7 protein-coding genes are annotated in these 13,552 nt (G+C 53.8%); 3 read left to right on the top strand and 4 right to left on the bottom strand.

The features are described from left to right. Positions 1–21: 21 nt before the first annotated feature. The 4 genes from F0P93_RS18215 to F0P93_RS18200 form a co-directional block, all read right to left on the bottom strand. Positions 22–1,587, bottom strand: coding sequence for a sulfatase family protein (locus tag F0P93_RS18215; RefSeq protein ID WP_150878432.1), 1,566 nt, complete (start codon positions 1,585–1,587; stop codon positions 22–24). A gap of 100 nt (positions 1,588–1,687) precedes the next feature. After that, positions 1,688–3,235, bottom strand: coding sequence for a sulfatase (locus F0P93_RS18210; RefSeq protein WP_225309538.1), 1,548 nt, complete (start codon positions 3,233–3,235; stop codon positions 1,688–1,690). A 223-nt stretch (positions 3,236–3,458) separates the two neighbouring features. After that, positions 3,459–4,880, bottom strand: a complete 1,422-nt coding sequence (locus F0P93_RS18205) for a RagB/SusD family nutrient uptake outer membrane protein (RefSeq protein WP_150878430.1) — start codon at positions 4,878–4,880, stop codon at positions 3,459–3,461. Positions 4,881–5,031: 151 nt separating this feature from the next. Next, the gene (locus F0P93_RS18200; RefSeq protein WP_150878428.1) at positions 5,032–8,115 is read right to left on the bottom strand and encodes a SusC/RagA family TonB-linked outer membrane protein; all 3,084 of its coding nucleotides are present in this window, start codon (positions 8,113–8,115) and stop codon (positions 5,032–5,034) included. A 106-nt stretch (positions 8,116–8,221) separates the two neighbouring features. Between F0P93_RS18200 and F0P93_RS18195 the strand changes: the two genes are divergently transcribed. The 3 genes from F0P93_RS18195 (at position 8,222) to F0P93_RS18185 (ending at position 13,549) form a co-directional block, all read left to right on the top strand. Then, positions 8,222–8,440 carry a hypothetical protein gene (locus F0P93_RS18195; RefSeq protein ID WP_150878426.1) on the top strand — a complete coding sequence of 73 codons (219 nt, stop codon included), beginning with the start codon at positions 8,222–8,224 and terminating at the stop codon, positions 8,438–8,440. Between the two features lie 655 nt (positions 8,441–9,095). Beyond that, the gene (locus F0P93_RS18190; RefSeq protein ID WP_225309537.1) at positions 9,096–12,203 is read left to right on the top strand and encodes a SusC/RagA family TonB-linked outer membrane protein; all 3,108 of its coding nucleotides are present in this window, start codon (positions 9,096–9,098) and stop codon (positions 12,201–12,203) included. A gap of 2 nt (positions 12,204–12,205) precedes the next feature. Continuing rightward, a complete protein-coding gene (locus F0P93_RS18185) occupies positions 12,206–13,549 on the top strand; it encodes a RagB/SusD family nutrient uptake outer membrane protein (RefSeq protein ID WP_150878424.1) in 1,344 nt (447 codons plus the stop codon). Positions 13,550–13,552 lie beyond the last annotated feature (3 nt).

The following is a 13,552-nucleotide window of genomic DNA, read 5'->3' as shown; positions in this document are numbered from 1 at the left end:
AGGGGGATGGGGGGTATCATTTTACAACCCACTTTCCACAATTTTGAGTGCTTCATCATCCTTGTATTTCCGGATTTGGTCTTTGAGTCTCGCTTTCAGGTCAGCGGTGATCGCTTCATACCCTTTAACGCCGTAGATGTTCCGAAGTTCCTGCGGATCTTTTTTCAGATCAAACAGTTCCCAGTAATCTTTCGGCCCGTAAAACCGCACCAGTTTGTACTGTTCTCCCCGCAATCCGATGTGCGGATAGACGTGGTGCGGCTGCGGATATTCGTAGTAATGGTAATATGCATCCTTGCGCCAGGCCACTTTTTTCCCGGTCAGCAACGGCAGAAACGACTCGCCCTGGATTTCTTTCGGAATGGCCGTTCCGGTCAGGTTCAGCAGAGTGGGTGCCCAGTCGATGTTGGAAATCAGCTCGTTCACCTGCGTACCCGGCTTGATCACGCCCGGATAGCGAATCACAAACGGCGTTTTCAGCGACTGTTCGTAAATAAACCGCTTGTCGAACCAGCCGTGTTCGCCCAGATAAAAACCCTGATCGGAGGCATAAATGACGACGGTATTTTTGGCCAGACCCGATTTATCCAGATACGCCAGCAGTTCACCGATGTTGCGATCCAGCGAGTTGGCCGTCGCCAGATAATCCCGCAGATACCGCTGGAATTTCCACTCGACCAGGGCTTTTCCGCTCAGCTTTTTCTCGTCAAATTCCCTGCTGATTTTGTTCTCGTAATACGCGTAAAACGCTTTTTTCTCGGCGGGCGAAAACCGGTTATAAGTGCCATTTTTCTCGTAATCCGCGTGTACTTTCAGGTCTTCCTTCAACCGCATCGTTTTGTCGATGGTCATGTCCTGATTCTTGGCGGCTTCCCGGCCTTCGTAGTTGTCATAAAACGTCGCGGGCAGCGGAAAATTCACTTGGTCATACGCCCCCAGATCCTGCAAATCGGGCAACCATTCGCGGTGTGTTGCCTTGTGTCCTACCACCAGAAAGAACGGTTTGGACGTATCCCGCTGGTTGAGCCAGTCCAGCGAAAGTTTCGTCACGACGTTGGTCACATAGCCCGGATATCGGGTTGTATCGCCGTTGGAATTGATGAATGTTGGGCCATAATAATGCCCCTGCCCCGGCAGCACGTTCAGGTAATTGAACCCGTGGGGCAAACTGCCCAGGTGCATTTTGCCTACCCAGGCGGTTTGGTAGCCGTTCTTCTGCAACTCTTCCGGAAAAACCGGCTGGTTGATTTCAAACTTCCGCTCGTTGACCTTATAGCCGTTGAGGTGGCTGTATTTCCCGGTCAGAAGCGTGGCCCGGCTGGGTCCGCAAATGGAATTGGTGACGACGTTGTTGTGCAGAATCGCTCCTTCCCGTGCAATCCGATCGATGTTGGGCGTTTTGGCAAGTTTGCTGCCGTAGGCGCTGATGGCCTGGTAAGCGTGGTCGTCGGAAAAGATAAAAATCACATTAGGCCGGGTTGCCTGAACGGTTTCCGGTTCCTTCGGCGAATACCCCGGAATCACCACCAACACGGCCGCCAGTGCCGAAATGACCACGAGAATTCCTACTCCAATTTTTAAATTCATTATCGTTACTTTTTGATTCCTAGTTAATTGTAGTTTACGGTTTTCGGTATACAGTTGGCTGACGCATTCCAACAAAACGGAGTAACTTGCCGTAAACCGTTCACGGAATTACCTCTTCCGGCCATGCCACCGCTTTACCGGTTTTTTTGAACGTCGGCATCTGCGCGTTCCAGGTCTTTAATTGTTTAGTAAGCAACAAAGCGAGCTGTTTTACTTTATCGGGATGTGCTGTCGCCAAATTTTGTTGTTCGCCAATATCGCTTTTCAGGTTATACAATTCCAGGGCCGCAGTGCGATGGTCATACACCAGTTTCCAGTCGCCCTGCCGAATCCCGCTCGCCCAGTGCAGCATTGGCCCTTCGGCCGGAATCCAGCGGTTGGGGTGGTGCCAGACGAGCGCCCGCGTCGTGTCGTTCACCGCCGGATTTTTCAGCAGCGGCAGAAACGATTTTCCATCAATCGGCTGCACAACCTTCGGTTTTTTCACCCCGGCAATGTCCAGAATGGTCGGAAAAAAGTCTTCGACAATGATATACTGCTCCGACACTCCACCCGGTTTGACCACGCCCGGCCAGCGCACCAGCATCGGCTCGCGAATACCGCCTTCATAGACCGACCCTTTTCCGGCTCGCAACGGCAGGTTGTGCGTGTGTTCTTGACCACCCCGCAACGGCGTGGTACTCAAACCGCCGTTGTCGGACATAAAAATCACCACGGTATTGTCCGTAAGCTTGCGTTCGTCCAGAAAATTCAGCAGGTCACCCAGGCTTTTGTCCATGCCTTCCACCAGCGACGCATACTTGGCTTCGGTGCTGTCCAGACCGGCTTTCAGGTACTTGTCAATAAACCGCTTGTCGGCCATAATCGGCGTATGAACGGCATAGTGGCCGAAATAGAGAAAGAACGGCTGTTTTTTCTGAATCGGCACCTCCACGGCTTTGATGGCTTCGCGGGTCAATGCCTCGCTCAGGAAAACGTCTTTGCCGTGGTAGGCTTCCAGGCCCGGAACGGCGTTGCGGTTGGGCTTCCCATTGCCGGGCCGGTCGTAATTGTCGGTTCCCAGATAACTGGCCGGATGACCGATTTCACTGCCGGCAATGTTCACCTGAAATCCCAGATTTTTGGGGTCAGAACCGGGCGTTCCGGCCGAGCCGAAGTGCGCTTTTCCGGTGTGAATCGTGTAATACCCGTTTTGACTCAGCAACGTTGGCAGGGGCGTCGCATGAAACGTGTGTTCAATTCCGGCGACCGGACTCAAGCCGTTGTAATTCCAGTCGACGGGATTCAGCGTGGTATCCGGGTAATCGGTGTTTTTGTCTTTATTAGGTGATGTCCAGTGCGTAATCCGGCTGTGGGCCGCGTTGACGCCACTCAGCAGACTCGTGCGGGTGGGCGTACAAACCGGCATGGCGTAGGCATTCGTAAACTTCAGCCCTTCCCGCGCCAGCCGTTCCATGTTGGGCGTCCGATACCGCCGGTTCAGCTCCGTCACCTGTTTCCAGAACGGCACCGACGTATCCTGCCAGCCCATGTCATCGACCAGAAAAACGACAATGTTGGGCGGTGTCGGTTTTTGGGCGAACGTACCGCTGATTGCCAGTACTATCAAGCCAATGATCAACCCGGTTTTCATCCAAAATTTACCCATCTCTAATTAGATCTATACGCGAACAAAAAGCCCAAAGGGCTGACCTCACTAGCCCCGGGTAACACCCGGGTAATCCCATGATCCCCGGTTGAACCTCGCCATCCCCGGGTAATCCCGCGATCCCCCGGACAATCCTCACGATCCCCGGCAATCCCGCGCCCCCGGGTGTTACCCGGGGCTAGCGATGTCAGCCCTTTGGGCTTTTTTAGGGAGTGTGAGTCGTTTATTTATACCCTTCATTCTGTTTCAGGCTCGGGTTCCGGTCGATTTCGCTTTGCGGCAACGGAAACAGAACCTGGTAATCGAAAGCGACTTTCCCGCGTGCTTTGGCGTATTCGATGAATTTGCCGTGCCGGATCAGGTCCTGCCGACGGAGTTCTTCCGAGAAAAATTCCCAGCCGCGTTCTTTCAGCAAATGCGCCCGTAATGCGTCTTTGGAGGCAAAATCGCCCAGTTTCAACAACGCAACGCCCGCTTTCGTCCGTACCTGGTTGATCAGGTCGATGGCTTCCGGCGTCGGGCCGCTCAGTTCATTGAGGGCTTCGGCGCGGCTGAGCAGGATATCGGCGTAGCGATACACCGGAAAATCGTTGCCCATCACCTCGCCGGTCGCGCTCAGGTCTTCCTTGAACTTAAAACTACGAACATCATCGGTTCCGAGCTTGATAATTTTTCCGTTGACATCCTCGTACTCCGTAATGATGGCCTGCCGCCGTTGATCAGCCGGGTCGAAAGTATTGTAAAAAGCCGTCAACGTTTTCAATTGCGTCGCATAATTGGTTTTGGGCGCAGTTTTGAATTTGTAATTCGGCGGGGCCGCGTGCGGCATGTAATTATCGCCCAAACCCGGCTGGGCCAGATTGGGACGAATGTAGATAAACTCGCTGTTTTTTTCGTTGGCAATATCGAACAGATTGGTCCGATTCGTTGTATTAAACAACTGATACACATTCAGATCGATGACTTTCCTGGCGGTTTCGGCCGTTTCCTGCCATTTCTTGTTGTTCAGATGAAACCGGGTCAGCAAAGCCAGCGCGGCCCCTTTCGTAGCCCGTCCGTATTGGGTCGAAACCGCCGGCAACACGTCAGCAACGGCTTTGAATTCGGTTTCGACGAAGGCGATAAACTCTTCTTTGGTGGCGCGGCTGGGCCGGTCGTCGCTGCTGATGGTGCTGCTCGTGATCAGCGGAACCGGCCCGAAAAGGTCATACAACGTCTGGTAGGCGCTGGCGCGTAAAAACCGGGTTTCGGCCAGAATCTGGGCTTTCCGGGCGTCAGGCATCACAATCGCAGGCACCTGATCCAGAATCAGATTCGTGCGGTAAATGGTCCGGTAATGCAGGGTCCAGGCGGTTTCGAAAAACTCGTGCGACGCATTCCAGGTAAAATCTTCCAACGGTTGCGCCAGACTCCGCAAACCGCCTTCCCGGTCGATCAACAGGTCGGTATTGACCTCGGCCATCAGCAGATAATTCCGAAAACCCCGGCGTTGTTCCACCGAATAGGCGGAGTTCAGCAAGCCTTCCGCATCGTCGGCTTTCTGGAAGAAGTTATTGGGGCCGAAAGCGGAATAGACTTCTTCTTCCAGCGGGTTTGCGCAGCCGGTCAACAAACTGACAATGAGCAAATAGAATATCTTTTTCATGCGATTTTTACTATTTGGAATGACATTTAGTTCTTTCGATTTGCCCCGTTCCCCTAAAGGACGGTCGGCCGCTGCCGGACTTTAAATCTGGGATGTCAGCGTCCAAGTCCGGCAGCGGCCGACCGTCCTTTAGGGGAACGGGGCAAACTGATTAAAAATTAAGATTCAGACCCACGGTATACGTTCGCGTCAGCGGATACGAATTGTAGTCCGCCCGGACGTTCGACGTGCCAAATGCGCTCACTTCAGGGTCGGAACCGGTGTAGTTCGTGATCGTAAACAGGTTCTGGCCGGTCACATAAAGCTGGGCGCTCCGGATAAAATTCAGTTTTGCCAGCGGCAGGTTATACGCCAACTGAATGGTTTTCAGACGAATGAACGAAGCATCTTCGACGGCGCGGCTGTTGATGTTGGTCGCATACGCCACCTTCGGCGGAATCCCGGACGGGTTGGCGTTGGTCGGGTTCGTGGGCGTCCAGCGGTCGGTGTAGGATTCGGCCAGGCGGTTACGGCGGAACGAGATCGGGTTTTCGGATTCAGTGCGGTTCAGGTTGAAAACGCTGCTGCCCTGAACGCCCTGCAAAAAGAACGAGAACGTCAGTGGACCATAGGCGAAGTCGTTGTTGATCCCAAACGTGTAGCTCGGAAACGGTGATCCCAGAATCGTGCGGTCGGCGGTCGTGATCTGTCCGTCGCCGTTGACGTCCCGGTAGCGGTAATCGCCGGGGCTGGCCAGCGGCTGCGGAGACGATTTGATGTTGTCGCCCAGTTGGTAAACCCCGTCGATGACGTAGCCGAAAAACGAGTTCAGCGGTTCGCCTTTTTTGATGATGCTGAAGTCTTTGGAAAACCCGGCTTCGCCCTGCAGGATGTACGGAAGCCCCGACAGATCCGTCACTTCGTTGCGGATCAGCGAGAAATTGACCGACGACCGCCAGGTGAACGGTTTCTGAATGTTAACCGTGCTCAGCGTGATTTCAAGGCCCTGGTTTTTCATGCCGCCTACATTTTTGAAGGTGGTCGAAAAACCGGTTGTGCGCGGAACGGGAAGCTGCAAAAGCAGATCTTTGGTGTTTTTATTGAAATAGTCGATCGAACCCGTCAGGCGGTTTCCAAAGAAGCCGAAGTCAAGACCGATGTCGAGCTGGCCCGTGGTTTCCCATTTCAGGTTGGCATTGGGCAATTGGGTGGTGGACACGCCGACGTACGAAACACCGTCGAAAATGGCGTTCCCCTGCGGCCCCAGCAACACCAGGGATTTGTAACTCCCGATGTCCTGATTTCCGGTTAACCCGTAGCTTCCGCGCAGTTTCAGATCCGACAGAACCGCTACACGTTTCAGGAAATCCTCTTCCTTGATTCGCCAGCCGAGCGCCACGGAAGGGAAAAAGCCGAATTTGTTGTTTTCGCCAAACCGCGACGAACCGTCGGCCCGGAACGAAGCCGTCAGCAAATATTTATCCAGCAAATTGTAATTGACCCGGCCCAGATACGACTGAAGCTGGTTCTGGTTCCGGCCCGAAGCCACATCGAAGGTCGAGCGGGCACCAGCGGCTAAGTTGTTGAATAACAACGCATCCGACGAGAAATTCTGTGAACCGGCTCCGATGTAATTGTTCTCGAACTGCTGGTAGGTATACCCGCCCAGCACCTCTACTTTGTGAATGTCGCTGAACGTTTTGCTATACCGCGCTGTCAGTTCGAGCAGGTAATTGCTGGCGCTGCTGGATTGCGCATCGGCAATCCCGTTGGTGGCCTGGCCGCGCCGGGTCTGGCGCGAAAGGTAGCTGTCGCGACGGGCGGTTTGCCGATCCGTTCCGGCATTAACTTTCACCGATAGTTCGGGCAAAATGAAGTATTCGGCAAAAATATTCCCGAACGTGCGGTTGGTTTCAGCCACATCCGTCACTTCGTTGGCCAGCGCCACCGGGTTTTCGAGGTTCACGATCAGCGTCTGGGCATAATTGCCATTCGCGTCCCGGATCGGCAACGTTGGGTCCTGAAAAATAGCGGTATTGACCACCCCGGCTCCTTCGTTGATGCTGACGCCGTTCGGTACAAAATCGTCTTTTACCAGACTCGAATTTAGATTCAGCCCAAACTTAAACCGGTCGTCGTTGTAGGTCAGATTGGCGCGGCCAATGTATTTTTTGATCCCCGAACTGATGATGACGCCCTTCTGATCGTAGTAATTGACCGACGCGTAATAGTTGAATTTATCCTGCCCGCCCGAAAAGGCCAACTGGTGATTGCGCGTGTAGCCCGGCCGGTAAATTTCCTGCTGCCAGTTGGTTCCGTTGCCGATGGCGGCAATTTGTTCGCTCGTAAATTCCGGCGCCAGTCCCTGGTCTTTTTTAATATCGTTCAGCAAGCTGATGTACTGGTGCGTGTTCAGCATCGGGATGGTTTTGGTCACATTCTGAAAGGCGGTGTAGGCGTTGTAATTGACTTTCAGCTTGCCCTTCGTTCCTTTTTTGGTGGTCACCAGAATGACGCCGTTGGCACCCCGCGAGCCGTAAATGGCCGTGGCTGAGGCATCTTTCAGAATCTCGATCGATTCGATATCCGCCGGATTGAGCGCATTGAGCGGGTTGCGCACCGCACCGTCTGTGATCACCGGCGAGTTGGGTACCACCGGCGAGTTGTCGATAGGCAAACCGTCGATGACGTACAGCGGTTCGTTGTTGGCGTTGATGGAGTTGGCCCCCCGGATGCGGATGGTGACACCCCCGCCCGGTTCCGCGCTGGCCTGCGTAATCTGCACCCCGGCGGCCCGCCCGGCAATCAACTGATCGACCGACGTTTGCACACCTTTGTTGAATTCTTTTGAATCCAGCGAGCTCACGGCTCCGGTCAAATCGCTCTTCTTCTGCGTGCCATACCCAACCACGACGACCTCATTCAACTGCCGGTTATCTACCACCAGTTTCACGTCCAACTGGCTTTTGCCGTTGACCGGCACTTCCTGCCGAATAAAACCGACACCCGAAAAAACCAGAACGGCATTCGATTCCGTCTGAATCTGGAAGTTACCGGCAGCATCGGTCACGGTACCCTGGGTCGTGTTTTTAATCAGAACGTTGATCCCGGGAATGCCCTGTCGGTCGTCTTCAGAAATAACCTGTCCTTTAACCGGACGTTGGGCATAACCGACCAGGGTGGTCAGCAGTAAAAAAGCAGAGAGAACCCATTTAGGAATAGCGCTCTCATAATCAAGTACATAAAAATGTCTCATGGTGACTGATTTGTTAAACAGGTTTATTTCTATTAATCCTACAGAATATATATATAATATAAACCCATTTCAGGACAAACCGGGCTAAAACCGGAGTGATCGAAAAATGAAAAAAAGAGGAAACGAACTACGGAATTACAGACAGCAACAACAGCAGGAAGAAGGGGCTGTTGGGAAGAATGGGAAAAGACAAGCGACAGCCAGCGTATCTTTCGGGCGGGAATGCTTGCTCAGTTGGGTAAACTTTTTCATGGCGACAGTCCAGTACAAGAAAGGAATTTTATTCCTCTTATTCCAGCAACTTAATGGAGTAACAAAGAAATGACTTATCCGAATTAAAATCAAAGTCGAACCGGCAATAGCTCCGATAAATCAAAGACATTATTTGATTTATACCATTGTTTACCCAAAGTTGGCAGCAATCAACGCCCCAAAACTATGAATGAAGAGACCTGCTATCCTCTTCCTATCAACCTATTTTTACTACTTATCCCGTTTTAATTATAATTATTTTAGTAATCCACTCTCCTTTTCAAAATAATTCTTCTAACGACTTGCTTTGTTAGCCCCGGAATACTTTACTTTGTCTCCCTATTAAGTAGAATTAAAAATATCCATCTTTCCAACCCTTTGTTAACCACCAGCAAAGATCGTTGGATACAACTAACTTTTTTCATTTACTGCAATGAAAAGGATCTCTACGTCTTTTTCGTCATCGCTCCCGGTGACGCAGGTGGTGGTTTTCTCCTACCCCAAATGGGCTGATTCGGCCCCGGTACGCTCCTCCTGTTGCTGTTGTTGCTGACAGCCGTCGCTGCTTTTTGCTTCTGAACACGTATTTGCTGGCTAATCCCCCGACAGGCAGGCCCAACAGGCCCAGCTGAATGGTCGGTGGTTGATTATTCTTAAGGGTCTGCTGGCCTGTCTATCGGGGAACCGCCGGTTCATTTTCTTTTTCATTCTATTACTATATTATGTATATGGAATATATATATTTTATTCATATTTGTCAGAAGGTCTCCCTTAGACGATTCTCCACACTACTTTCCCAGAAAACCGGGGCGGTTTCGGCTTTTATGGCGGGTTTCTGGCTCGTGTTGGCGCTGACGCAGTCTCTCCCGTCGTTCGCCCAGGGTTCTTATCGCATCGAGGGGAAAGTGACCGACAAAACCGGCGAAACCCTGCCGGGTGTGAACATCCGCATCAAAGGCACCAACCGGGGAACGACCTCGGAGGCCGATGGAACCTTTCGGCTTACGCTCTCAGACCAGACGACCCCACTGGTTTTTTCATTTATCGGATATCTAACGCAGGAAGTGAAGGTTGGCAATCAAACGGCGTTAACGATTGCACTGGAACCCGATCAGCGGCAACTGAGCGAGGTCATCGTGGTGGGCTACGGTACGCAGGAACGCAAAAACCTGATTGGCTCAATTGCTAAAATTGATCCGACCGCCACCAAAGACATTCCGACGGGCAGTTTCGACGCCCAGTTGCAGGGCAAAGTTTCCGGAGTTCAGATCAGCTCCAATACCGGTGTGCCGGGCGAAACCGTCAACATCCGGGTGCGCGGAGCCACGTCGATCAATGCTGACAACGATCCTTTGTATGTGGTCGATGGCGTTTTTATCAACAACAACAGCCTGCAAAGCGTGGGAACGGGCGGAAAAGCCACTTCACCCATTGCCGATATCAATCCGTCTGATATTGAGAGCGTTGAGATTCTGAAAGATGCCGAAGCTACGGCGCTGTACGGGTCGCGGGGGGCCAACGGCGTGATCCTGATTACGACCAAACGCGGCAATTTTAATCAGAAGCCGAAAATCAATTTCAATGCGTCGTATGGCGTGGCCAAAGCCGCCAAACTGTGGGAACTGACCACCGGCCCCGAACACGCCCAACTGGTCAACGAGTGGTGGATCAATACCGGAAAAGATACCCCCAGCCTGAACCGGACCGCCGAAAACCGCCCGTTCCGCCCCGTTGCTGAAGGCGGCCGCGGACTGCCGGAAGAGCAGAAAACCTACGACCGGCTGGGCGAATTGTTCCGCACCGGACGACTCCAGAACTACGACCTGTCGCTGTCGGGTGGCACCAAAACCACCAAATACTACATCGGGGGCGGTTATAACCGGCAGGAAGCCATCATCAAACCCATTTATTTTGAGCGGGCTAGCTTTAAGGTCAACATCGACCAGCAGGTGAATGACAAGGTTCAGGTGGGCGTCAGCAATACATTTTCACGGACGTTCCGCAACCAGGCCCGGGCGGGCGACGGCCCCGCGGGGGGCTTGCTGCAGGCAGCTTTGCATACGCCAACCTACCTGTCACCACTCAACGAGCAGGGCGTTCCGGTGGGCCGGGCCGGTTTTGATAACCTAACGTTGCTGATTGACAATTACGACGTTCAGTCAGCCAGTCTGCGGTACATCGGGAATCTGTATGCCGACGCGCAAATCCTGCCCAACCTGCGTTTCCGCACGAGCTGGGGCATCGACTACAACAATTACAACGAGTCGGAATACTGGAACAATCTGCTCATTTCGGGCAGTCCGGCCGGTCTGGCCACCTCCAGCATCACGCAGTTTACGACCTGGCTCAACGAACAAACGCTGACGTACCGGCAGAAATTCGGAAATCATACCGTCGGTGTTTTGGTTGGAAATACGTTGCAAAGTGACGTTTTGACCCGAACTTATGCTGAAGGCCGGGGGTTTGCCAACAACCTGTTCACCCAGATTTCGTCGGCCGCGACGACTGCCAGTTCCCAAAGCTGGTCGAAAAGCAACCTGGCGTCGTTCTTTTCCCGCATCGATTACAATTTTGCGGGGAAATACCTGGTCGATTTCAGCATCCGGGCCGATGGCTCATCCCGGTTTGGAACCCGTAACCAGTGGGGCTACTTCCCGGCCATCGGGGCCGCCTGGCGCATCAAGCAGGAAAACTTCCTGAAAGACTCGCGGATCATCAGCGATCTGAAACTGAAAACCAGCTACGGAACGACCGGGAATCAGAACGGCATTGGCAATTTTGCGGCTCAGGGCCTCTGGACGGGTGGCGCGTCCTACCAGGGCAGCCCCGGCATTGCACCCCAGCAACTCGCCAACCCGAATCTGCAATGGGAACGCACCAACCAGTTCAACATCGGTCTGGATGCGTCCTTCTTCAACGACCGGTTATCGGCGGAATTCAATGTTTACAACAAGTATACGACGAACGGGCTGTTGCAACTGGCGCTGGCCGGCACCACCGGTTTTAGCAATTACTGGAGCAATGCGGCTGAAATCAGCAACAAAGGATTTGAACTGGGCATTCGATCCGAGAACATCCGGCGCGGTGGCCTGACCTGGACGACCAGCTTCAACGTAGCCCAGAATAGGAACAAAATCGAGAAGCTGGAAAACCCGCTGCGCTACGGCAGTCGCGACCTGATTCTGCAGCAACAAGGAACGCCACTCTATTCCTTTTGGGTCTATAAACAACTGGGTGTCAACCCACAAACCGGCAATGTCATTTACGAAGATGTCAACAACGACGGCAAAATCACCGTCGACGACCGGCAGATTCTGGGCAGCATCTGGCCGAAATTCTTCGGTGGTCTGACCAACAACCTGACCTACAAAGGTTTCGATCTGGCGGTATTTTTCGCGTTCCAGTATGGCAACAAGATTTACAACCACAACAAATTCTTCGGCGAGGGCGGTGGTGCCCGCGATGCCGCCCGCATCATTTTTGCCAGCAATAACGCCCGCTGGCAAAAACCGGGCGACATCACCGACGTGCCCCGCCCGGACGGCATCAACATCAACAACTACCGCGACGGCGGCAGCCGCTGGCTCGAAGACGGTTCGTTTCTGCGACTGCGCTCGCTCAACCTCGGCTACACGATCCCGAAACGGCTGACCGAAAAAGCAAAAATTGAAGCCGTTCGCGTCTATGTCGCCGGAAGTAATCTGTGGCTGCTGACGAAATACACCGGTCTCGACCCCGAATCCAGCGCGAGCAGCGACGCCAACCAGCAGGGCATCGACCTCGGAACGCCCCCGCAACCCCGCAGTGTACAAGTCGGTATTAACGTAACCCTCTGATCATGAAACCCATCACCTACTTTTTCTCCATCCTCACGCTGGCGGTTTTCAGTGCGTGCGAGTCGTTTCTGGACGTACAACCCTTGGAATCCATTTCGGATACGCAGACCATTGTTGATAAAGCGACGGCCGAAACGGCTGTTCGCGGCATCTACAGTGCCCTGGGCAGCGCCAATTATTACGGCACCGGTTTTCAGTCCATCGGTTATCTGTCGGGCGACAACATCCAGTGGACCGGTTCGCAATCGCAGATTCAGGAGTTTATCAACCACAACGTGAACGCCGATAACGCGACCATTGCGGGAAGCTGGATTGCCATTTACCAGACCATCAACCGGGCCAACAACGTGCTGGCCAAAGTGCCGGGTGTCACCGATCCAACCTTGACCCAGACTCTCCGGGATCAGTATTTGGGCGAAGCGTATTTCATCCGGGCACTGGCCTATTTCGACCTGGCCCGCACCTGGGGCGGGGTTCCGCTGATTACGAAACCGACGCTGTCTCCCGCCGAAAACTCGGGCATCAAACGCAGCACACAGGCCGAAACCTACGCCCAGGTGCTGGCCGATCTGGAAGCCGCCGAGCCGCTGCTCCCCGCCACCACCGACCGGTACCGGGCGACCAAAAAAACCGTCTGGGCTCTGAAAGCCCGGTATTATCTGTACCGGAAAGACTGGGCCAAAGCCGAGGAGTTTGCCACTAAACTCCTCACCGACGCAACGAATTACGGCCTTCTGAAGCCCTACAACGCCTTCTTCGCCAACGATGCCCGGGGCACACGGGAGTCGGTTTTCGAGTTATTTTACAACGGCACGACGGAAGTCAACAGCCACCGGGGTCAGTGGCAACCGCAAACCAACGGCGGCACCCGGCAGTGGGCACCGAATGACGCGCTGGTGGGGTTGGTGAACAACCCGGCCATTGGCGGCAACCGCAGTGTGCTGGTGGCCAAAGACAACCAGAATCGCTGGTATGGCACGCTCTATTACCGCAACCCGGCCTCCGATCCCACATACCTTTTCCGCATCGCCGAACTCTACCTGATCCGCGCCGAAGCCCGCGCCCAACTGAACAAAACGACCGACGCCCTCAGCGATCTGAATGCCGTTCGCGACCGCGCCGGTCTGCCCGCCAGTACGGCCGCAGCTCAGGCCGCTCTGTTGCTCGCCATCGAGGACGAACGGCGGGTCGAATTTGCGCTGGAACCCCACCGCTGGTTCGATCTCGTTCGAACGGGCCGGGCCGCTGCGGTCCTGAACGTGACCGACCCGAACCGGCTTTTACTGCCCATTCCAGTCAATCAGCTCCTGACTGACAAGACGTTAGAACAAAACCCCGGCTATTGATCC

The sequence above is a fragment of the Larkinella humicola genome, assembly GCF_008727875.1.
Classification (GTDB): Bacteria; Bacteroidota; Bacteroidia; order Cytophagales; family Spirosomataceae; genus Larkinella; species Larkinella humicola.
This window is presented reverse-complemented; position numbering and strand designations above follow the sequence as displayed.

Bases quoted from the DNA above. Each gene is read 5' to 3' on its own strand.
- F0P93_RS18215 (WP_150878432.1), bottom strand. From the start codon at position 1,587: ATGAATTTAAAAATTGGAGTAGGAATTCTCGTGGTCATTTCGGCACTG.
- F0P93_RS18205 (WP_150878430.1), bottom strand. From the start codon at position 4,880: ATGAAAAAGATATTCTATTTGCTCATTGTCAGTTTGTTGACCGGCTGC.
- F0P93_RS18190 (WP_225309537.1), top strand. From the start codon at position 9,096: ATGGAATATATATATTTTATTCATATTTGTCAGAAGGTCTCCCTTAGA.
- F0P93_RS18200 (WP_150878428.1), bottom strand. From the start codon at position 8,115: ATGAGACATTTTTATGTACTTGATTATGAGAGCGCTATTCCTAAATGG.
- F0P93_RS18210 (WP_225309538.1), bottom strand. From the start codon at position 3,235: ATGGGTAAATTTTGGATGAAAACCGGGTTGATCATTGGCTTGATAGTA.
- F0P93_RS18185 (WP_150878424.1), top strand. From the start codon at position 12,206: ATGAAACCCATCACCTACTTTTTCTCCATCCTCACGCTGGCGGTTTTC.
- F0P93_RS18195 (WP_150878426.1), top strand. From the start codon at position 8,222: ATGAAAAAAAGAGGAAACGAACTACGGAATTACAGACAGCAACAACAG.